Annotated in this window: 19 protein-coding genes; 10 read left to right on the top strand and 9 right to left on the bottom strand. The window is 51.6% G+C overall.

Going from position 1 to position 22512, the window contains the following annotated elements; genetic code table 11:
- Window positions 1–12: 12 nt before the first annotated feature.
- Window positions 13–1713, bottom strand: a complete 1701-nt coding sequence (gene ilvD / locus F7231_RS14890; RefSeq protein WP_166692469.1) for a dihydroxy-acid dehydratase — start codon at window positions 1711–1713, stop codon at window positions 13–15.
- A gap of 256 nt (window positions 1714–1969) precedes the next feature.
- Between ilvD and udk the strand changes: the two genes are divergently transcribed.
- Both udk and F7231_RS14880 read left to right on the top strand, forming a co-directional pair.
- Complete coding sequence (gene udk / locus F7231_RS14885) at window positions 1970–2584, top strand: uridine kinase (RefSeq protein ID WP_085411429.1); 615 nt, start codon at window positions 1970–1972, stop codon at window positions 2582–2584.
- Window positions 2585–2738: 154 nt separating this feature from the next.
- Window positions 2739–2888 carry a hypothetical protein gene (locus F7231_RS14880; RefSeq protein ID WP_157510550.1) on the top strand — a complete coding sequence of 50 codons (150 nt, stop codon included), beginning with the start codon at window positions 2739–2741 and terminating at the stop codon, window positions 2886–2888.
- On the opposite strand, the gene F7231_RS14875 is transcribed toward F7231_RS14880, so the two are convergent.
- Together F7231_RS14875 and F7231_RS14870 are read right to left on the bottom strand one after the other, a co-directional pair.
- Window positions 2868–3785 (bottom strand): DUF4249 domain-containing protein, encoded by a 918-nt coding sequence (locus tag F7231_RS14875; RefSeq protein ID WP_085411430.1) that lies wholly within the window; start codon window positions 3783–3785, stop codon window positions 2868–2870. The genes F7231_RS14880 and F7231_RS14875 overlap by 21 nt on opposite strands.
- A 38-nt stretch (window positions 3786–3823) precedes the next feature.
- Window positions 3824–6214, bottom strand: coding sequence for a TonB-dependent receptor (locus tag F7231_RS14870; protein ID WP_166692468.1), 2391 nt, complete (start codon window positions 6212–6214; stop codon window positions 3824–3826).
- Window positions 6215–6385: 171 nt separating this feature from the next.
- Between F7231_RS14870 and F7231_RS14865 the strand changes: the two genes are divergently transcribed.
- The gene (locus F7231_RS14865) at window positions 6386–7252 is read left to right on the top strand and encodes a TraB/GumN family protein (RefSeq protein ID WP_166692467.1); all 867 of its coding nucleotides are present in this window, start codon (window positions 6386–6388) and stop codon (window positions 7250–7252) included.
- Between the two features lie 32 nt (window positions 7253–7284).
- Here the strand turns inward: F7231_RS14865 and F7231_RS14860 are convergent, their stop codons facing one another.
- A complete protein-coding gene (locus F7231_RS14860; protein ID WP_085411433.1) occupies window positions 7285–7494 on the bottom strand; it encodes a hypothetical protein in 210 nt (69 codons plus the stop codon).
- 163 nt (window positions 7495–7657) lie between these two features.
- Entirely contained in the window at window positions 7658–8533 is an 876-nt protein-coding gene (locus F7231_RS14855; protein ID WP_166692466.1) for a PPK2 family polyphosphate kinase, read from the bottom strand.
- Between the two features lie 236 nt (window positions 8534–8769).
- On the opposite strand from F7231_RS14855, the gene F7231_RS14850 reads away from it, so the two are divergent.
- Window positions 8770–10344, top strand: coding sequence for a D-arabinono-1,4-lactone oxidase (locus F7231_RS14850; RefSeq protein WP_166692465.1), 1575 nt, complete (start codon window positions 8770–8772; stop codon window positions 10342–10344).
- A gap of 58 nt (window positions 10345–10402) precedes the next feature.
- Here the strand turns inward: F7231_RS14850 and F7231_RS14845 are convergent, their stop codons facing one another.
- On the bottom strand, window positions 10403–11281 hold the full coding sequence (locus F7231_RS14845; protein WP_166692464.1) for a PPK2 family polyphosphate kinase: 879 nt from the start codon (window positions 11279–11281) through the stop codon (window positions 10403–10405).
- Window positions 11282–11526: 245 nt separating this feature from the next.
- On the opposite strand from F7231_RS14845, the gene msrA reads away from it, so the two are divergent.
- From msrA to F7231_RS14825, 4 genes are all read left to right on the top strand, one after another.
- A complete protein-coding gene (msrA, locus tag F7231_RS14840) occupies window positions 11527–12114 on the top strand; it encodes a peptide-methionine (S)-S-oxide reductase MsrA (RefSeq protein ID WP_166692463.1) in 588 nt (195 codons plus the stop codon).
- Window positions 12115–12318: 204 nt separating this feature from the next.
- Complete coding sequence (locus F7231_RS14835) at window positions 12319–12519, top strand: hypothetical protein (protein WP_166692462.1); 201 nt, start codon at window positions 12319–12321, stop codon at window positions 12517–12519.
- Window positions 12520–12605: 86 nt separating this feature from the next.
- Window positions 12606–12866: a hypothetical protein gene (locus F7231_RS14830; protein WP_166692461.1), complete on the top strand. Its 261-nt coding sequence runs from the start codon at window positions 12606–12608 to the stop codon at window positions 12864–12866.
- 55 nt (window positions 12867–12921) lie between these two features.
- Window positions 12922–14442 carry a GH3 family acyl-acid amido synthetase gene (locus F7231_RS14825; RefSeq protein ID WP_166692460.1) on the top strand — a complete coding sequence of 507 codons (1521 nt, stop codon included), beginning with the start codon at window positions 12922–12924 and terminating at the stop codon, window positions 14440–14442.
- Here the strand turns inward: F7231_RS14825 and F7231_RS14820 are convergent.
- Together F7231_RS14820 and F7231_RS14815 are read right to left on the bottom strand one after the other, a co-directional pair.
- Complete coding sequence (locus F7231_RS14820; protein WP_229369968.1) at window positions 14434–15072, bottom strand: hypothetical protein; 639 nt, start codon at window positions 15070–15072, stop codon at window positions 14434–14436. The genes F7231_RS14825 and F7231_RS14820 overlap by 9 nt on opposite strands.
- A 123-nt stretch (window positions 15073–15195) precedes the next feature.
- Entirely contained in the window at window positions 15196–16278 is a 1083-nt protein-coding gene (locus F7231_RS14815) for a mannose-1-phosphate guanylyltransferase (protein WP_166692459.1), read from the bottom strand.
- 333 nt (window positions 16279–16611) lie between these two features.
- On the opposite strand from F7231_RS14815, the gene F7231_RS14810 reads away from it, so the two are divergent.
- On the top strand, window positions 16612–19629 hold the full coding sequence (locus F7231_RS14810) for a carboxypeptidase-like regulatory domain-containing protein (RefSeq protein ID WP_166692458.1): 3018 nt from the start codon (window positions 16612–16614) through the stop codon (window positions 19627–19629).
- Between the two features lie 156 nt (window positions 19630–19785).
- Window positions 19786–21825: a T9SS type A sorting domain-containing protein gene (locus F7231_RS14805; protein ID WP_166692457.1), complete on the top strand. Its 2040-nt coding sequence runs from the start codon at window positions 19786–19788 to the stop codon at window positions 21823–21825.
- Here F7231_RS14805 and upp read toward each other — a convergent pair.
- A complete protein-coding gene (gene upp, locus F7231_RS14800; RefSeq protein WP_085411469.1) occupies window positions 21822–22478 on the bottom strand; it encodes a uracil phosphoribosyltransferase in 657 nt (218 codons plus the stop codon). The two genes, F7231_RS14805 and upp, sit on opposite strands and share 4 nt — an antisense overlap.
- Window positions 22479–22512: the final 34 nt, after the last annotated feature.

Raw genomic sequence — 22512 nt, 5'->3', positions numbered from 1 at the left:
GCAGGCAGTTGGTTAAATTTCGTCCGTCACGCAGCCTTCGCTGGCAGACTTCACATTTCGGATGTATTTACCCAAAACACCTTTCGTAAACCGAGGCGCGGGTGGGGTCCACTGGCTGCGGCGTTCGGCCATTTCTTCATCTGAAATATGGAGCGTCAGCTCCCGGCCAACGGCATCAAGTGTGATCAGGTCACCATCTTTTACGAAAGCGATAGGACCACCTTCAAAGGCCTCGGGCGTTACGTGACCAACGACGAAACCGTGGGTACCACCCGAGAAACGACCATCGGTGATCAGGGCCACTTTATCGCCCAGACCGGCACCCATAATGGCTGAAGTTGGTTTCAGCATTTCGCTCATGCCGGGGCCGCCTTTGGGGCCGCTGTTCCGGATAACGATCACCTGACCGGGCAAAATTTCGCCTTTCGACAACGCATCGATTACCTCACCTTCATGTTCGCACACTTTGGCGGTACCCTCAAAACGCAGGCCTTCTTTACCGGTAATTTTGGCGACGGAACCTGTTGGGGCCAGGTTGCCGCGCAGAATCTGGATATGTCCGGTCGCTTTAATGGGGTTGCTCAGGGGACGAACGATGCTCTGATTCTCGAAATTCAGTTCCGGAATTTCTTCGAGATTTTCGGCCACCGTTTTCCCGGTCACCGTCAGGCAATCGCCGTGGATCATGCCATTCTGGTAGAGGTATTTCATCACCGCCGGCACACCGCCAATGGCCAGCATGTCTTCCATATAGTACTTGCCGCTCGGCTTTAGATCGGCCAGGAACGGTACCCAGTCGCTAATCGCCTGAATATCGTCGAGCGACAGGTCGAGGCCAGCCGCGCGGGCAATAGCCAGGTAATGTAGCACCGCATTGGTTGAACCACCCAGCGCCATAACCACCGTCAGCGCGTTTTCGAGCGATTTCTTGCTGATAATGTCAGCGGGCGTGATGTTGCGTTCGAGCAGGATGCGCATGGCAGCCCCGATCTTTTTGCACTCTTCCTGCTTGCCTTCGTGAGTAGCGGGGTAGCTGCTGCTGAATGGCAGGCTCAGGCCCATCGCCTCAATGCTGCTGGCCATGGTGTTGGCCGTATACATACCCCCGCAGGCACCCGCGCCGGGAATCGAGTTACGGATAACGCCCTCGTAATCTTCGTCTGAGATATTGCCTGCGTATTTTTTACCGAGCGCTTCAAACGCCGATACAATATCGAGTTTCTGCCCTTTATAATGGCCCGACCGAATGGTACCGCCGTAGACCATAATACCGGGCCGATCGAGACGAGCCATAGCCATAATGGCACCGGGCATGTTTTTGTCGCAACCAACGACCGTTACCACACCGTCGTACCACTGCGCCATCACCACCGATTCGATACTGTCAGCAATGAGGTCACGGCTGGGTAACGAATAGCGCATACCATCGTTACCGTTGGTCATGCCGTCGGAAACACCGATGGTATTAAAGATCAATCCAACCAGCCCACTGGCCTGAATGCCCTGCTTAACATAAACCGACAGACCGTTGAGGTGCATGTTGCACGTGTTGCCTTCGTAGCCCGTGCTGGCAATGCCAATCTGGGGCTTCTGCATGTCTTCGGCGGTCAATCCTACACCGTAAAGCATGGCTTTGGCGGCTGGGTTGTCCATTTTCTGGGTGAGCGTCTGGCTGAACCGGTTTAATTGGGTGGCAGGGGCGTCTGTAATCATTATTCTTTTAGCGAAATTTCGCTGATTGCGTAATCACGCTGTAAAGGAACAGCGTTCAAGTCGATTACGCAAGCATTTTTAGCCTAAAATCGTAGTCAGAATATAGGTCCGCCCATAGAATAAGCGGATCTGCACCAACTTATAGGCTAGTCCTCACCGCGGATTGGTGTCGAACTACCTGGCTAACGTACCTTTGTAGAAGGGTGGCCAGCTAGGTTGGTCAGCCAGGTGTTTACAGACTTATTCATCAATACTTGTGCAACCATACATTGTTGGCATCACCGGCGGCAGCGCGTCCGGTAAAACGTCGTTTCTGAAAGGATTATTGAATGCGTTTCAACCGCATCAGGTCTGCCTCATTTCGCAGGATAACTACTACCGCAGCCTCGACGAAATTGCCGTTGATGATCAAGGCATCCATAATTTCGACATGCCCGAAACCATTGATCATCACTTATACGCCGAACATATCGGGAAATTACGCAGGGGCGAAACCGTAACGCAGAAGGAATACACCTTTAATAACCCTGATATTATTCCGACGATACTAACGTTTGAGCCCGCGCCCATTATCGTGGTAGAAGGCATTTTCGTGTTTCACTTCCGGGAATTGTCCGACCAGATGGATCTGAAAATTTTCATCGACGCCAAAAACAGCATCAAGCTCGAACGCCGGGTGAAGCGCGATGCCGAAGAACGTGGCTACGACCTCGATGATGTAATGTATCGCTGGAAAAACCACGTAAAACCAACTTACAAGCAGTTTATAAAACCCTATCGCGCCGAGGCCGATATCGTGATTCCCAACAACATACACTACCAAAAAGGCCTGAATGTGGTTATTGAATACCTGAAGGCGAAGGTTGTGTAAATCAATTTCGACAAGAATGCGCTACATGTGCGTTCCTCCGCGGTAGCAGGAACAAATCCTATAGATCATACCAAATCTTTTGCATTTCTACAGAAGTTGGCACAAAAATTGAACAGCGATAAGAAAAACTAGTGTTATTCTTATCGCCATTTTTATGAAAAGCCTGCTCCTCTTTGTGTTGACGTGCCTCGCCTTCGTTGGCGTATTTCTCACTGTGTCGGCTAGCCTGTTTATCATCGGCGCTATGGCCGTTTATGTACTTGGCCGACGTCTTTTTGGCTTATCACGCCCCATCGCCTCGTAAGTTGGCGGCCGATACAACGGCTGTTCGTGTGCGGACGGGCGACACCATAAAGTAGCCCACTGCCGCTTTACCATCCGTTGTCTGATTTCTAATATTGCTGGGTACGTTCGAAGGCGGGGTTGCAAACAGCCCTGTGTTCTGCAATTGGCCGCGTAATAACTCCCAAAAGAGATAAGCGTCCACCGTGATTGACCGTAGCTCTACTCGGACAGAATCGTTCATGGCGTAAAACTTGTCGGGATTGACCGACCGTCGGATTGGGCGGATAAACATTAATCCGTCGGTGTTGGCACTACCCCGGAAGGCCCCATCATAGGCCAACACAATGTCCTGTGGTCGACTTTGTAAGGTCCCGTTTCGGTAAAACCGAATATAGTAGTAATCGACAGCACCCGGCAGGTCGTTGGCGTAAAATTGCGCCCGGTATCCCGTCTCGGTTGATACAGGACTGACCGGCTCCTTGGTAAACGTCAGTGAATCGATTTTAGGCACGCGTGCCATCTGCGAAAACGCCACGTAACTATCCCCCTGATACTGAATACTGAGCCCGTAGGTACGTCCGATCATGCCGATCCGGGTTGTATCGCGAGCGTTGGCCGGTTTCCAGGTATACACTCCATCATTGTCAGGATCGGTGAACGTGAATACCCGACCTGCGTTGTCGCCTACTGTTACACTGGCGCTTAGCGCGGGCGTTGGCGTGGCGTTATTAAAGTAGTTAGTTGTCTGGGTCAACCGGATTTGCTGCTCACCGGGCTGATCGGTCAACCAGGCATCTACTGCCAGTTGAGTTGGTGCAGACGTTATGCTCGTATTGATTACTGTCTCGCAACTGCTTAGCAGCGCAGCGACCAGTAACGTACCCAGCAGCGGTAAGGAATAAAACGAACGTTTCATGGTAATTTAGTTTAGCAGCGCGTTGCCCTGCTACTAACTTAGATCTTGAAATTATAAGTAACCGACGGAATGATAGTTGCAAACACAGAGTACCGAATGGCTTGGGTCTGAAATACATTTTCGGGATTGGCGCGATAATATTCCGAGAATGGGTTTTTCCGCGCATAGGCATTATAAACCGAAAATACCCAGTTGTCTTCTTTACGCTTGCCTGGTTTCTTACGTCCCTGCAGCGTGGCGGCCAGATCGAGGCGGTGGTAGGGCTGGATGCGGTAATTATTCCGAACGTCGTCGGGGTTAGTGCCTACAGCAATATTCTGGAACGTGTAGCGGTTGCTGAAGAACGTAGCGGGCGTGCCGGTGGCAAGCGCGAAAGTGGCAGAGAAACTCCATCGCTTTGACCGAATAGGATCGTAAAGCGCAACGACATTTAATGTATGGCGCTTATCGAATCGGGTAGGGTACCAGTTGTTCTCGTTTACGCCCTGCACCAGCCGCTCGGTCCGGGCCAGCGTATAGCTCACCCAGCCATTGATCTGCCCTTTACTTTTGCGCAGGTAAAACTCAGCGCCGTAGGCCCGGCCTTTGCCCGTCAGCAGATCACCTTCCAGGTATTGATTCAGCACCAGATTAGCCCGGTCGATGTAGTCGATCTGGTTTTGCAATGATTTGTAGTAGACTTCTACTGATGCTTCGAACAAGTTGCCGTCGGCCCCGCCGAAGTTGCGGAAGTAACCCGCCGCTACCTGATCGGCCAGTTGAGGCGCTACGTTGTTGGTAGAGGGTGTCCAAACGTCGAGCGGCGTTGAAGCACTGGTGTTTGAGAGCAGATGCACATATTGAGCTAATCGGTTGTAACTCAACTTCAGCGAACTGCCGGCGCTCAGATCATACTTCAGGGCAAACCGGGGTTCCAGATTACCGTATGTCTGAATGGTTTCACCGGCCTTGTACGTTCTTGTTTCGGTGACGGGTCTGCTACGAAGACCGGGCGACGGCGATTCACCGAAGGTGTATACTTCACCAGGACCAAGGTATTGGTAGAACGAGTAGCGCAGCCCATACTGGAGTTGTAACCGCGATGTGGCCTGCTGTTCGTTGCCTACATACAGTGAGCTTTCCAGTGCGTACTTGCTTTTCAGGCCAAAGGTGCGCACCGTACCGGCACTGGCTGCAGTAGCCGTACCGGGCTGAAAATCGTAGAGCAACGCCTGACCGCCAAAAGTGACCGTATTCTTGTTCCAGTACAGCGTAAAATCGGGCTTAATACTGTAGTTGACAATTTTTGAATTGGTACGGAAATAGTCATTGCTATTCTCGGGCTTACGCCGGAGGTCAGAATCCAGCGAGTAGTCATAGTTGCTGTAAAAAGCGGTCGTATTCAGGAACAGCTTGTCATTGAATACTTTGTTCCAACGCAACGACGTGGTAGCGTTTCCCCAGTTGAAACCGAAGTCAGCACCGAACACATCGCGCCCGAAGTAGCCCGACAGAAACACGGTGTTTTTCTCGTTGAGGCGTACGTTCCCCTTCGCCGTCAGGTCATAAAAATAGAACTGCGATCCCTTCAGATCTCCCGTCAGGAAAGGCTGCGCCAATACATCGGCATACGACCGGCGGCCAGCAATGATAAACGAGCCCTTCCCTTTGAATAGCGGCCGCTCGTATGACAATCGACTAAATATCAGTCCGATACCTCCATTCAATTCGCCTTTTTTTGAGTTACCCTCTTTCAGGCGGACATCCAGAATGGAGGCAATCCGGCCACCATATAAGGCCGGAACACCGCCTTTGATGAGTTTCACATCTTTAACGGCGTCGGGGTTGAAGACCGAGAAGAAACCAAACAGGTGCGATGAGTTATAAACCGGGGCTTCGTCGAGCAAAACCAGGTTCTGATCAATACCACCACCACGCACGTTGAAGCCGGTAGCTCCCTCGCCTACCGTCGATACGCCGGGCAATAGCTGAATACTACGCACCACGTCGACCTCACCAAGCAACGCCGGAATCCGCTGGATGGTCTTGATATCGACCCGGTTTACGCTCATTTCGATGTTCTTAACATTGTCATCGTCGCGGCGAGTCGATACAACCAGTTCTTTCAGATCGCGGCCTTCTTCGCGGAGTTCCAGATCGAGTCGCACGTTCTGATCGACAAGCGTCACGGTGCGGGTTTCTTTCTCGTAGCCTACGTATGAAACCACAAACGTGTAGGCACCTTTGGGCAGCGTGACCGAGTAGAAACCGTAGTTATTTGTTACGGCACCGGTTGCGCTTTCCTTGCTGTAGACCGATACGCCGATCAGGCCTTCGCCGTTCGATGCGTCTTTCACGTAGCCACTGACGGTAAGCTTTTCCTGCGCTACCGCCCTGAACCCCAACGCGGTACTAGCTAACGTTAACCAAAGTATACAAATAGATTTCATTCAATTGTGGTTGTGTCCGGTGAATAAGATTAGTAACGGGCAGGGTATGCTAATTGTTAGTACTACACCAAAAGTAGAGTATGCTGTTCGGTCGAACGGGAAGAAATAGATAAAACCACGATTTTTCGGGGTAGACGGTCAGAATTACGGTACAAAACCAAGAAACGGCTTATGCATCGGTCCTGCTTATTCCTGGCTATTCTATTGCTGACAGGCCTGGCGGTACAGGCGCAGTCGCTGCTCTGGCAGGTATCGGGCAATGGATTGACCAAGCCCTCCTACTTGTTCGGCACCTACCACATTCTGCGCGATAGCTACCTGAAGCAGGATACATTGACGCGACGACACTTCGAGCAGGCCGAGGGCATTGTTGTCGAGATGGTATTTGATGAGGCTGAGGCTGCCAACATGCGCCGGTACGCCCTGATGCCCGACAACAACCTGATTCGGCTGATCGAGGCAAATGATTATAAGCTGGTAGCCGACGAGTTTAATACGGTGACGGGACAGGAGTTGTCGTTTTACAATCAGTTCAAGCCCATCATTGTGGCTACGGCGCTTAGTGTCGCCTACGCCCGCCAGCGGTCAGATACACTCACCAAATTTTCGGGGCAGCCCATCGATCTGTATTTTGTGAAGCAGGCGCAGGCCGCAAGAAAACCGTTAAAGGGTCTTGAAACCCTGGCAGAACAACTCACCCTGCTGTATGATCGTCAGCCCGTTGAACAACAGGCCGAGCAGCTGGTCAGGCTGGTGAAGCAGAAGAACGTACCTAAAACACCCGGTAACAACCTGACCGATCTATACCTGCGCGCCGATCTCGATGGAATGTGGGCCTTGTTTCAGCGCGAAAGCGACAGCCCCGCCGACCTCTACGCGCTGATCGATAGCCGTAACCTGCGCTGGATGACCCAATTGGTGCCCATGATGGCCGAACGATCAACGTTTATTGCCGTGGGCGTCGGTCACCTCCCCGGCCCCAACGGCCTGCTGCAGCTTCTCCGCAAAGCCGGGTATGTTGTTGAAGCCGTGAAGTGAGTGCTACGAAGGCTCCCAAACATTAACTGAGATTAGTCTTCGGGGCCAACGCGCCAAGTCGAGAAAGCGGCAACATATAGCGCAAGCAAGATACCAACGCCCGGAATAAACGCCAGCAAACTCCACCAGGGACTTTGGCCCGATTTCTTGAAAATCGTCCAGAGAGGTATTAGTGGAATTAGCAGGACAAAAATGAGAAGGAACAGTACTTCTTGTCCCCCAATGCCGATAAATGCTACCATACGCTGTGCTCGTAACTGGTGATAGATAGGCTGATAAGTAGCCTTAACCGCGTTACAAGCATAAGCAATTCGGGGCACATATCTTATTAAATCAATTGAGTGTGTTTACCCACAGACCTGTCGGTTCAGCCGAAGCCCGTACCAACTCATCTTAAGTCTATAATTAAGCGTCTTGCTTCTCAATCTTTTTAATCAGCCGCTGTGCTTCCTTAGTATCCTTTTCGGGAAATATGACGGGCAGCGATTCCAGTATCTCGGTCATGATGTGAGCGATGATAAGCTGCTGATTAGCGCGGTCGTCGCTGGGAATTACGTACCATGGAGCGCTTTTGCTCGCCGTACCGTTTATTGCGTCTTCGTAGGCGCTCATGTAATCAGCCCATTCCTCGCGCTCGATCAGGTCATTATCGCTTAGCTTCCACTGCTTTTCGTCGTCCTTCAGGCGGGCAATGAGGCGTTGTCCCTGCTCTTTTTTCGATACGTGAAGGTAGAATTTTACCACCCGGAAGCCGTTACGGTGCAGGTAGTCTTCAAAATTGGCAATATCGGTGTAGCGCTGTTTCCAAAGCCTGGGCAGATTATCAATGAATTCCTCAGGTACGTTGCTGTCCTCAAGTCGTTCGGGGTGCACTTTCAGGGCCAGCACTTCCTCGTAGTAGGTACGGTTGAAAATACCGATAGTGCCACGTTCGGGCAGCTTTTTCCAGAACCGCCACATGAAATCGTGCGCCAGGTCTTCCTTACCCGGTTTTTTGAACGAGGCAATCTGAAAGCGCGATGGGTTCACTCCCTTGAATACGTGCCGGATGCTACTGTCTTTTCCGCCCGCATCCATCGCCTGAAACAACACGACCAGCCCATACTTTTCATGTGCATGCATCTGGTTCTGCGCCTGGTCCATCCGGTCGCTCAGCAAATCCAGTTGCCGGGCACGATCAGCCTCGTCTGTGTAAAAAGGGTCTACGAGCGTTGGCGTCTCACTGGCTGAATAAGGCTTCTTGCCGTCGAAACGGAACGTACCTGTGTTTAATTTTTTCATGCGTCGAGTAAGTACACGGGGGCTGAAATGGCTCGTTGCCGGTACTGAACACCCTGCCTGTTCAACCAAACCCTGACTGATTTGTTTGCCTGCTGCCTTCGCTGATTTCCGTGACTAGAAAGCCCTGTGCTATTCCCGGCGTGACAGCGACATGTGCCAGCAACGCTTAATTAATATATCAGTATATGCGGCTGATTTACCTTACTTTACCCATCGTTATTCGTTTTCAATCAATCATGCAGACACAGCTTATAAACGGTACGTTAGTCTACTTACCTCATTCGATCGATGAGGTGAAGGACCTGCTTCGGCAGGCTAAACAAAGCAGTCAGACGGTTTCCGTGCGGGGCTCCGGCCACTCGTTTCCGCTTACCGACCAAACGGCCACCGCGGCAGGATGCCTGCACATTATGCTCTCGTACCTGAATGCCGTTTCCCTTGACAAAACGACTGGGCTGGTCACCGTGCAGGCAGGGTGCCACCTGGGCCTCGACCCGTTCGATCCAACTGGCGTATCAACGACCGAAAACTCCCTCTGCTACCAGCTCGACCCCCTCGATAAAGACGGACGACGCCAGTCTCCCCCCGGCTGGGCATTGCCCGACCTTGGCGGCATTACGCACCAGACTATCGGCGGCTTCATGGCGACCGGCTCGTCGGGCGGCTCAACAAAGTTTGCGTTTGAAGATGCCCTGCGCAGTGTCCGGGTGGTGTATTACGGCGAAACCGACGTAGCCGATCGACTATTTGAACGGCCCGCCGACAACAATCCCGATGATCCGTTCTTCGGGGCGGCTTTTGCCAGCATGGGCCTGATGGGCATTGTGGTGGAGGCGACCTACCAGTGCATTCCGGCGTTCAATATCAGCGGCAGCGAGCAGACGTTTCAACAGGATGAATGTGCTCTCGTCGATTTTTTTGGACCGGGCAATGCCTCTACACCCAGCTTGCAACGGTTTATGGAAGCCACCGACTACACGCGCCTGATGTGGTGGCCCCAGGCAGCTGAGCAACAGATAGTGATCTGGCAGGCCAGCCGAACTGATGCGTCGGAAAACTGGCAGACGTTTGTACCAAAGCCTTATCTGGAGGTGCCTTATATAGTGGGTAGCCAGGAATTTGCCGAATGGCTGGCGGGGAAACTGTTCGAGATAGTTGACCGATTACCCTTTTTTCTGGGCCAGCTATTTGCGTTGTGGTTCGATACCGACAGCCCCAGTTATAAAGAGATTCTTGCCAAACTGGAAACCCTCCAGGACAGCATGCTCCGCATGATTTTACGATTCTTTGTAACAACCGGCGAGGATCAGGCTTTTTCAGATACCTGGTGGAACGGACTGCCCATGGACAACCAGATGAGCGACAAGCTGTTTCCGGTCTGGTTTACCGAGCTTTGGATTCCGATTGACCAAACGCAGGCGGCGATGAACTTCCTGCGTACGTTCTACAAAGATCCCGAAAACGCGGGTATCTTCTCGGCCGAACTGTACGCCGCGAAAGCCAGCAATTTCTGGTTGAGCCCTGCCTATAAAACAGACGTGTTTCGCATCGACGTATTTTGGTTTGGTCTCAACGAAGAGAACCCTGTCGACTATTACAACCGGTTCTGGACAGCACTGCCCGCCGCTGGGTTCGACTTCCGTCCCCATTGGGGCAAGTACCTGCCCGACCCGAACGGTCCACAGGGCACAACGTACCTGCGTAGCCAGTACCCCCGTTGGGAACAGTTTATGGCGCTCCGCCAGCAAATGGACCCTCACAACCTGTTTGTTACCCCTTACTGGCAACGCAACCTGGGCCTAGGATCGTAGAATGGAGGGGGTTGCTTTCGCACAAGCAGGATATTGGCGAAAGCAACCCCCTCCATTCTTATTCCTTCAGTTTCGGAATTAGCTTCTGAAGCTTGGCGAAGCGTTCTTCATCAGGCTTCACATCACCTATCTTCAGCTTCTTCAACTCGTCTATCAAAATACGACCAACAATAAGGCGCATGTTCTTCTTATCGTCGGCAGGAATCACGTACCAAGGGGCATTTTTGGTCGCCGTTTCATTGATGGCCACTTCAAAAGCATCCTGATAATCGTCCCAAAACTCACGTTCGGCGACATCCTGCTCCTCAAACTTCCAATTTTTCTCTGGATCTTCAATGCGTGCTATCAACCGTTCGGCCTGCTCCTTCTTCGACACGTTTAGAAAGAACTTAATCGTTGGAAAGCCGTTACGGGCCAGGTGTTTCTCCATGTCGGTGATAGCGGTGTAGCGATGTTTCCAGACCTTGTCGAGGTCATCCGTCAAGTCGGCGGGAATGCGCTGGCTCTCGGTCAGAATCTCGGGATGCACCTTCACTACCAATACCTCTTCGTAGTAAGACCGGTTGAAGATGCCAATCGTACCGCGTTCGGGTAAGTTCAGGTACGTTCGCCATAGCCAGTCGTGATCCAGTTCCTGCTCGCTGGGCCGCTTGAACGAGTAAACGCGCAGGCCCATCGGGTTAACTCCGGTAAACACATGCTGAATGGTACCGTCTTTACCTGCTGCATCCATTGCCTGAAAAATAGCTATAATACCATACCGATTATCGGCATACATGCGCGTTTGCAACTCGTCTATTTCAGCGGCTTGCTTGCGAAGTTGCAGCTCATAATCAGTATCATCAGCGTACCAGTCGTCGATTTTTGTCTCGGCCTTCTTAGCCGAAAATTTAGAGGAACCGTCGTAACGGAAGTCGTCAGTGTGATGAGATTTCAATGGCGAATGAGGGGAAAGGGTGGCCAGGTGAACGCAATCGATAGAGCAAACTTATACGTACTTACTCCTGTTCTACCAGTAAGCAATCTAACCGTAAAACAACCCGAATGGTTATGACTCCAATAGCCTCCCGAACTGCCGCTCGAATCAGTCTGTTTTTTACTGCCTGGTTGGTAGCCTTCGGAGTTTGTGCGACATTACCTGCCGCGGTTGCCCAATCGGCTACATCTGTAAAAAAGCAACAAATGAATCCTCAAAACACATCAACGAACGGCCTGGTCGCTTCTCAGTACGAAAAAGCGACGTTTGGCACTGGTTGCTTCTGGTGTACGGAAGCTATGTTTGAAACCCTCGACGGGGTGCAGGCGGCGGTGTCAGGCTACGAAGGTGGTCAGGTGAAAAATCCCACCTATAAGCAGGTGTGCGAAGGCACAACCGGCCATGCTGAATGCGTAGAGGTGACCTACGACCCCACCAAGGTAACCTACGCCGAACTCCTTGAAGCGTTCTTCCGGAGCCACGACCCAACCAGCCTGAACCGGCAGGGCGCCGACGTGGGCACCCAATATCGCTCGGTGGTTTTCTACCACAACGACGAGCAAAAGCGCCTGGCCGAAACGGCCAAAGCCGAGCTCGACAAGTCGGGCGCGTATCCTAAGCCGATCGTTACCGAAATCAGCCCGGCCACTACATTCTACGAAGCCGAGGCCTACCACCAGAATTACTTCGCCCAGAACCCCGAGCAAGGCTATTGCGCGTTTGTGATCGCCCCCAAACTCGACAAGTTTCGGAAAGTATTTAAAGAAAAGTTGAAAGCCGATGGTGTACATTAATTGACACATCGTTATAATAAAGAAAGGGCTCCAGGAACTGGGGCCCTTTCTTTTGCAGGTCGGCCAAGGTAATATGTAACCAAAAATAACCGTACTTAGCGTAGTTCATCTAACTTACTACCGCTCAGGAAATAAGCCTACAAACTTAGATAGTTACCCAAACGGGCAATCTGGCATCGTGTTGTTTACTCAACACACCTCACCATGCCTGTTTTAATACGTCGATTTATTCGCCTGCTCTTTTTCGTCCGGCGGGAACCTGTTGCTTGTTTAATTTACCTGAAAGACCGGTTATCGATTCGGGTAAAAGTTGTGCGACTCAAGCTTAAACTAGCCCGCAGCCCCAACTACCGCCGTCTCTACCGCCGTCGTCAACGCCGAAAACGGTACAAAACTCGGTTATAAACCGTACCTTGATTTCATTGCGTGTCTGTATCTAATCGGTGGCGAGTAGTGTTACCAATTGGACTCGCTACCTGAAAACAATCTACATGACCAACGAACAACCATCCCTGGTAACCGATAAGCTTATTGCAGAGTTGCTAAACACCTTAAGTGACATTCACGCCAAGGTGCACGTCACGCTCGAAGTACAGACGGCAATCATCGCGAAACTCAACGGTACTGATCCCGACGAAGAGCGGGAAGTTATCATGACTGATGTTGGTGAGTTGAAAAACTACTTTCTAAGCACGCTTCGTCATGCCCTTGCAGTGCCGCCCCCTCCTGCCGCCCCCCTACACAAACAATAATCAACAATGCCTGACGGAACTGGTTAGCCAATAGAACAACTAGTTGAACAGACCGATGGCAGTATTTGGTGAGCTACTCAAAAAAGCGATTGATGTATATGGTTTTGTTACCTCAGAACCCGAACCGGCGAAAGCCCAGCGCGAGGTGTTACGAAACCTGCTCACCAAAGCCAGACTTACGGCATTCGGCAAGAAGCATAATTTCAGCGATCTGCTTGCCACCCCGGACCCGGTTGCCGCTTTTCAGCAACACGTACCGATCCATGATTATGATAAACTCTACGCCGACTGGTGGCACTACCTGCTCGACGGGCATCAGAATGTGACCTGGCCGGGCGGGCAGTCGTATTTCGCCCTTAGCAGCGGTACAACCAGCACCAGCAAGTCAATTCCGGTAACCGATGATATGCTCGACTCGATCCGCAAATCGGGCATTCAGCAGGTCATGAGCCTGAAAAACTTCGACCTCCCCGCCGATTTCTTCGAGAAACAGATCATGATGCTGGGCAGTAGCGTAAGCCTGATTGAGAAAGATGACCACCAGGAAGGTGAAATCAGCGGTATCAGCGCGGCGAACATACCTGCTTGGTTCAGAGGCTACTACAAACCCGGAGTCGAGATCGCGTCCATTACGGATTGGGATGAGCGGGTGCAGCGAATTGCCCGGGAAGCACCCCAGTGGGACATTGGCAGCCTAAGTGGTATTCCATCCTGGATTGAGATGATGCTGAAAGAAGTGATCGCCCATAATCGGCTGAACACAATTCACGATATCTGGCCTAATCTGCAGGTGTATACGTCGGGGGGTGTAGCCCTCGATCCGTACCGCAAAAGCCTGGAAACGCTGCTGGCCAAACCCCTGACCTACATCGATACGTACCTAACCTCGGAGGGGTATCTGGCAACGCAAAAACGGCCCGATACCTCGTCAATGGCGTTGATTGTCGACAATGGTATCTTCTTCGAATTCGTCCCCTTTGTCGATGAGAATATGGATGACGAAGGACGGGTTAGGCAAGACGCCACTGTGCTTTCGCTGGAACAGGCCGACGAAAACGTCGACTATGTGCTCTTGATTTCAACCGTTTCGGGTGCGTGGCGGTACATGATCGGCGACACCGTGATGATTACTGACAAGCAGCGCGCCGAGATCAAGATTACGGGCCGCACCAAGCACTTCCTCAACGTGGTTGGTGAGCAACTATCGGTTCATCAGATGAACGCCGCCATGCAAACCATGCAGCAGCAGTTCGACATCGAGATCAAGGAGTTCGTAGTGTCGGCGATCCGAAAAAACGGCGAATATATCAACAAATGGGTCGTTGGTGCCAATAAGGTAGTCGACGGGCAGGCATTGGCGACCTCACTGGACAATGCCCTGTCCGATTCAAACAAGAACTACAAAGTGGCGCGCAGTAAATCGCTGAAAGGCGTAGAAGCCGATGTGATTCCGGTCGAGCATTTTTACCGCTGGAGCGAAGACTTTAAGAAACTGGGTGGGCAAACCAAGATTCCAAGGGTAATGAAAGAGGATGATTTTCTTGCGTTCGACGAGTACGTGAAAGGGTTATCCTAGCGCTTTTTTCTGCGCCGCCAATTTCTGCTCTTCCAGTAGCTTCACCTGCTCCACAATCTCCTCTGGCGACACATACAGCCGGGCAATCTTGTCTTTGTAGGTCTGCGGCAGTTCGGCATGGTCCAGAATAAACCGTTTCGTTTCCACCAGGTACGTACCCAGGCCATGTTCTACCGCGTATGCATCGGCGATGCGCTCTACCTTTTTCACGTACGCCGCCGACAAGACGTAAGAGACACCAAAGCCGACCAAACCCAGATTACTCCGGCTTTCGTAATCCATGATGTGGCCCAGTTCATGCCCAATCCAACCAATCATAATGGAGTCGGGAAGTTGGTGAATCGGCACGGCTGTATGCGTCAGTTTGAATAGTGCGCTGATGTTGATTCGGTACGACCGGCTTTTTCGACTGCTCAGCAACGACTCAAAAACCGGCTGCGCCTGCATCACCGACGACTTAATGGATTGCTTAAAGACAAACCGGATGGGTACGTCCTTTAAGGCAGGGTAAAAAGAAAGGGCCGTCAGTACGTTCTTTTCAATGATTGCTGGGATATGCTTGTTTGTCCGAAACCCAGCCAGTTCGGGCGAGATGTCGTTCATCTGAGCAGTAGGATTATGAATCGCCATAACGTGAGTTGGACAGAGTAAGCACAGTATCAGGCTGGCCAAACATAGAAAGGGCGCCATTGATAACCAACCTGGTTACTCAATAACGCCCTTTTCATCTAAAATCTTTCAGCCAATCTACGGCTACACAAACTCATTGCCGCGTTCTTTGGCGTCGGCCACAAATTCTTTTACTTTCTGTTCTTCGTCTTTCCGGCAAATCATCAGCACATTGTCGTACTCGGCCACAATATACCCGTCGAGGCCATTTACTACCACCAGGCGGTCTTTAGGCGTTTTAATGATGCAGTTCTTCGTATCGTACAACAGGATATGCCCATCAACTACGTTCAGGTTTTCGGCCTTATCTGATACCTCATAAAGTGATTTCCACGTACCCAAATCCGACCAGCCGAAGTCGCTCAGAACTACATACACATTGTCGGCCTTTTCCATTACACCGTTATCGATCGATATGCTTTTGCAAAGCGAGTAGGCTTTATTAACGAACCCCGATTCGCGGTCACTGTAATAAGCCTCATCGCCTTCGGCGAATATTTCGGCGGTTTCGGGCAGAAACTGCTCGAATGCTTTGCGGATAGCCTGTACATTCCAGACGAAAATACCGGCATTCCAGACAAACTCTCCGCTTTCGACAAACTGTTTGGCAAGTTCGAGATGGGGCTTCTCGGTAAAGGTTTTCACCTTCTTTACATTTCCCTCCGAGCCATCGACCGACTCGGCCAGGTACTGAATGTATCCGTAGCCCGTATCGGGACGGCTTGGCTGAATACCCAGTGTAACCAGTACGTCTTTATTTTCGGTAGCGGCCAGGGCCGTACGAATGGTGTCGCGGAAGGCCTCTTCTTTTAGAATAATGTGATCAGCAGGGGCTACAATAACCGTTGCCTCCGGGTCGCGCTGCGCAATTTTATAACAGGCGTAGGCAATACAGGGGGCGGTGTTACGGGCTACAGGCTCGCAGAGGATTTGGTCATCGGCCAATTGAGGCAACTGCTGCTGGCATAGATCCTTGTATTTATCGCTCGTTACAATATAGATATTACTAGGTGGGCAAATCCCGTCAAATCGATCGGCGGTCTGCTGGAGCAACGTGCGCCCTGTACCCAGCACGTCATGAAATTGCTTCGGATAACTGGTACGGCTGAATGGCCAGAAGCGTGTACCAACGCCCCCCGCCATTATAACAACATATGTATGATTCATAGTAAAATAGATGTTCGCGCAAAGGTAAGTCAAAGCAGAACCGACGACCTCAAATCTTAGCCTACGCTATAATTTTTATGACACAACAAAAAGGTTAGCACCCCCTCCAATCTAGTTATTAGCCAGTTATCAACGCAATTTTACCTGATAACAGCCTGACTTATAGATAGCCAACCAATTATTACCTGTTTTGTAACTGATTGTTTACTAGTCAATTAAACGAACGCTATATGTTAAATAGGTAATGATTCTTATATAAAATTGTACGAAGCCTATACAATATGTATTTTCGACCGTTTAACAGCCACCTGACAAAATCAACAAAAACCTTATATGATGAAACGCATACATCTATTCGCTTTTGTCTGTTGCTTTCTGACGTTGCTTTCATCAGCGACGGCCTGGGCACAAACCAGAGTAACGGGTCAAGTAATCGACAATATCGGCCTGCCTATTCCCGGCGCCAGCCTGACTATAAAGGGTAAAATTGCCGGCACAATCACCGATACCAGAGGAGACTTTTCGCTCACGACGAGCACACCGCCCCCTTTCGTACTGGTGGTTTCGTCGGTTGGTTTCGCCACACAGGAAGTTTCTATACTTGGCAACAACACTGCTCCACTCAAAATCCGACTCAACGAGCAGGCAATGCAAGGGCAGGAAATCGTCGTGTCGGCTTCACGCGTTGAAGAAAGTGTAATGAAGTCGCCAGTGTCGGTTGAAAAGATGGACATTCGCGCCATTCGTGAAACGCCGGCAGCCAACTTCTACGATGGGCTGGCCAACTTGAAAGGAGTTGATATGGCCACACAGGGCCTGTTGTTCAAATCAATCAACCTGCGTGGCTTTGGCGCAACAGGAAACCCCCGCACAGTTCAGATGATCGACGGAATGGATAATGCCGCGCCCGGTCTGAACTTCCCCGTCGACAACATTGTGGGTATGCCTGAACTTGACGTTGAAAGCGTCGAGATTCTGCCCGGTGCTGCTTCGGCCCTGTACGGCCCCAACGCCATTAACGGCCTGATTCTGATGAGCAGCAAAAGTCCATTTCTGTATCAGGGTCTAAGCGCCAATGTAAAAACGGGACTCATGAGCGAAAGTAGCCGCACGACCCCCACAACGGGCTTTTATGATGCCTCAATCCGGTATGCCAAGGCATTCAATAACAAGATCGCCTTTAAGCTCAATCTATCGTACATCAAAGCAAACGACTGGCAGGCCAGCAACTTCAATAACCTGAACATCACTGGACCGCAAGTAGGCCTCAACGACCCCGCACGCGGGTTGGGCGTGGCACCGAACTACGACGGCGTAAACGTATATGGCGACGAAGCCCAAGCGAATCTGGCGGCAGTTGGGTTAGGGAACGTTAGCCGTACAGGTTACAAGGAAGTGGATCTGGTCGATTACAACACCAAAAGCTTGAAGTTTAACGGAGCTGTTCATTACCGACTGACCGAGAAAGCCGAACTGATTGGCCAGGTAAACTATGGTCAAGGTACCACTGTATATACAGGTGCCAGCCGGTATTCGCTGCGCGATTTCAACATTACACAGGCAAAACTCGAACTGCGCGGTAACAACTACTCATTGCGGGCATACACCACGCAGGAACGGTCGGGCGATTCATATGCGGCCGGATTGGCTAGTATCTATATGAATGAGGCCTGGAAGCCAAGCACTACCTGGTTCAATCAGTTTGCTGGTGCCTTTGCACAGGCGCGCGGCGCAAATCAGAGTGTAGAGCAGGCACTGGTAACAGCACGAGGGGTAGCCGACCAAGGCCGGCCGATTCCGGGTACTGCAGCCTATCAGACATTGTTCGAGACAATCCGCAATCGGCCGATCTCACAACGGGGGGGTGCCTTCCTTGACAAATCAAATCTGTATCATGTTGAAGGCGTTTACAATTTCAAAAACATCATCAAGTTTGCTGATTTCCTTGTGGGTGCCAACATCCGACAGTATCAGCTGGGGTCAGAAGGTACTTTGTTTGCCGATCAGGCCGAAGGACGGAATGGACGCATCAACATCAACGAATACGGTGCGTTTGCTCAGGTAAGCAAAGAGTTGCTCGATAACCACCTGAAATTGAGCGGTTCGTTACGGTATGATAAGAATCAGAACTTCGATGGCCAGTTTACACCCCGCGTATCGGCCGTCACTACGTTTGGAGAGCATAACGTTCGCTTATCGTACCAAACTGGTTTCCGGATACCAACCACGCAAAATCAGTATATTGACCTCCAGACGCCCAATGCCCGTTTGATTGGTGGATTACCGGAATTCTATACCCGCTACAACCTGGCCAATTCATACACGCTGGGTAACGTACAGGCAGTGGGTGCCGATATTTCTAAACTGGCGGTAGATCCTGCTTTTCGGCAACTGGTTGTCGCTAGCCTGACAGCCCAGGTAACACCGCAAGTACAGGCGGCAGTAACAGCGGCGGTCACGGCTCAGGTGCAGGCGGCAGTAGCAGCTGGGCAACTACCGGCTGCAAACGCGGCTGCCGCCATTGCAGCCGGTGTAGCATCCGCATTGCCGGGGGAAATTGCTAAAGTAGTGACGGCTAATGCACCAGCCGCCATACAGGGAGCTGCTGTGCTTAGCAATTATAGCAAATTGGTACCCTATAAACAGAAGCCCTTCAAGCCAGAGCGCGTAGCTAACTACGAGATTGGTTATCGGGGTATCTTCGGTAAGAAATTATTTGTCGACGCCTACTACTACTATAGCGTTTACACTGACTTCATTGGCAGCGTTGTGTTGCTACAGCCAACTGCCTCATTAGCACCCGGCCAGCTCGATTTAAAAAGCGGTGTGTTTAGTGGTGGTACCCGTCAGGCTTTCTCGCTTCCGGCTAATAGCAGTCAGGACATTACGGCGACAGGCTGGGCTATTGGTCTGAACTACGCCCTCAACAATGGCTATTCGATCAGCGGTAACGTGGCGAATAATAACCTTGAGGAATTCAACGCGTCGGAAGAAGTGCAGTATTCAGGTTTTAATACGCCGAAATACCGTTACAACCTGACGTTTGCCAAGCGGCCAACCAATGCGTCGAAGATTGGCTTCAGTGCTAGCTACAAGTATCAGGATGCATTTCTATGGCAGTCAAGTATTGTGCAACCGTCAGAAGCCAGTGTTTCGCTCTTCTCAAACACAATGGTGCCAGCAATCAATAACCTCGACGCACAGGTAAGTTACAAGCTAACCAGTATGAAGTCGATCGTCAAGGTGGGTGCAACAAATATTTTGGGTACGCCTTACTACCAGGCATACGGTAGTCCAACTATTGGTTCGATGGTGTATCTAGGCATTACATTCGATGAATTAATGCGCTAATTCAGCTTTAACCTACTCACTACAAGGGTCTTGCTATGAATAGCATTGCTATTCTTCAGCAAGACCCTTCTTTAATTTATACTCCATAGAACAAGTATATTTTTATGTAGCGCCTTTATCTCCGTTTCTGGCGCTGAATTTGTGGGCCATTCGTTGATGGCACACCGTTTACTTCTTTTCCTGCTCGTTCAGCTTTGCGCAATCGGCTTCTGCCAGGCGCAGACAGCTACGAACGTGACTTCTAATTTTACGTGGGTAACGACCCTGGCCGCTGAACCACTCGCCGTGGTTGCCGACGGACCACGTGGTGCTTATGTACTCACAAAAGGCAACACGATTGTTCTGCTCGACAGCAAAGGCCGTGAACGTTGGAAACAGACCTTCACCGACTGGCCAACGATCAGACGCATTGCCACATCACCTACGGGTAATCTTTTAGTAGCAGGCGATTTCAAAAGTCAGTTTACGATTGGCGATTCCACCTACAGCCTCGGCGACGCTTCGCAGAGCAGTACCTTCGTCGCTCAATTCGATAGTACGCATACCCGGCGCTGGATTACTTATGTACTTACGCCACAGGGTCTGATGAGTCAGGCTGTGAGTCTGGGGACTGACGTTACAGGTTCTGTATCTGTGTTTGGTCGCCAAACGAGCACCAACGTTCCCTTCCTGTGCAATTTCGATTCGGATGGACGCTTTATTCAAGCCACTACGTATGGTGTACCCATCATACCTTCGCCCAGTGCTGTGGTAGCTGTAGCCGATTCGCGGGGTGGGTCACGGTTGGGCATTACGGAGCGATCGCGCACAAGCACCTTCGGGTTGCTGGTGGCTACCGATGCAGATACCATTCAGTGGCGTGCCTTTATCGACGAAGCGTTGGGTGCGCCAACCAGTAGCCGGAGTTACGATACCGCCCCGGTTGACCTAGCCCTCGACAAAGCTGATAATTTGATCGCGCTTAGCAGTTACACATTACAAGATAGATCGATTGGTCTACCGATCGAATCGGGACAGGCATTGATTCGCTATGATGCCAGCGGCAAAAAATTATGGGTCAAGACGGGCGTTTCCCGTTCTGATTCCGCCGTAGCCATTGGTCTGCTCACCGATCAGGGTGGAGCGTTTGTAGCCTATGGTGGTTACAACGGTCCCTATGATCAGTCGACCAACCAGTACGGCCCATCCGACTATATTAGCCTGGCGGGCTATGCACCAAATGGAAGCATTCGCTGGTCGATTAGCCAGAATGCGCCCACCGGTACCGATCGCCTGATCAGTGCGGCAAGGGCCAACAACGGAGCCCTACTGCTATTGGGTAAAACCACCGGCACCCTCAACCTGGGTACGTTGTCGGTAACGGGTACCGCGGCCGAACCGGCTTACTACCTGGCTCAACTTCAGCCCTTTGTGCTTCGACCAACGGCTGGTCCGGCGGTACTTTGCGCGGGTAGCAGTGTGCCATTGAGTGGTACATACACTGGCCATTTTGAGGAGAGTCCTGTGCTGCAACTTTCTGATGAGCAGGGCAACTTTAGCACACCACAGGTTGTCGGCAACGTACCTATCGGCGTACCTGGCAACCTGTTCAATGTCAGCAGCTTTACCCTGACAGTGCCTTTACCCGGCAGCCTCGCCGCCGGAACAGGTTATCGGTTACGAGCTGTGGCCCCCCTGCCCAATTACATAGGCGATCCCCTGTCGGTTACGGTAGGTGTGGCGCCCCCGATACCAGCAGTGGCCCAGGCGGGCGATGAGCTCGTAGCCAGCACAACCGCCACAACTAATGTTTCGTATCAGTGGTATGCTAACAACCGGCAACCAGTAGCCGGGGCAACCAATCCACGGTTTAGGCCAACTGATTCAGGCGCTTATTATGTAGTGACCATGTCAGGCGGGTGCCCTTCGCTCCCATCCGAAGCGCTGAACTATGTGATTACTGCCACAGAACCGCTGGTTAGTCCGGCTACAGTGTATCCTAACCCTGCCTCTGGCCGAATCTGGGTACGTTGGCCAACCTACGGCGCGGCGGGCCAGCTCTACCTGACTGATCTGCTGGGCCGGACAGTGCGACAACAGGAGCAGACCGGCGAGGTTACCGAGTTGGACATAAGCAAATTGTCAGCGGGTGTTTACCTGCTCACGTTACGGACCGAAGGACAACCGGCGCAGGTACACAAAATCTGGGTACGTTAGATTTTCTCGCCAAAGGAGAGATCGCCGGCATCGCCCAGGCCAGGCACAATGTAGTAGTGATCGTTGAGGTGACTATCGATGGCGCCGAGCCAAAGCCGGCATTGGGGTAGCCGATCCTTTACGTACCTGACCCCCTCGGGGCTGGCAATGGCGGCCGCAATATGCGTTTGTGCCGGTACACCAAACCGCAGCATGGTATGGTATACTTTCTCCAGCGACCGACCTGTGGCCAGCATCGGATCGATCAGGATCAGGGTACGGCCGCTTAAATCGGGGCCACTGACGTACTCCATCTCGATATCGAACTCGTTGTTGGCTTCATCGTCGGGCCGGGAACCCCGCCTGTAGGCACCGGCAAAGGCATTATCGGCTTTATCGAAGACATTGAGAAACCCCTGGTGGAGGGGTAATCCCGCCCGCAGAATAGTAGCCAGCACGGGTTGTTGCAGCAGCGTTTGGGTTGGCGCTACGGCCAGCGGCGTTTGTACTTTACCATTCTGATAGGCCATTGTCCGCGAAATTTCGTAGGCCATCAATTCACCGATACGCTCCAGATTACGCCGAAAACGCAGGCGGTCTGTTTGGGCCTGTGCGTCACGAAGTTCAGCCAGGTATTGATTGGCAATTGATGGGTGCTGGGCAAATACAAACATACGGGAGTACTGGTTGTCGCTAAGATTCCGTGTA

This window comes from Fibrivirga algicola (genome assembly GCF_011742925.1).
GTDB lineage: Bacteria > Bacteroidota > Bacteroidia > Cytophagales > Spirosomataceae > Fibrella > Fibrella algicola.
This window is presented reverse-complemented; position numbering and strand designations above follow the sequence as displayed.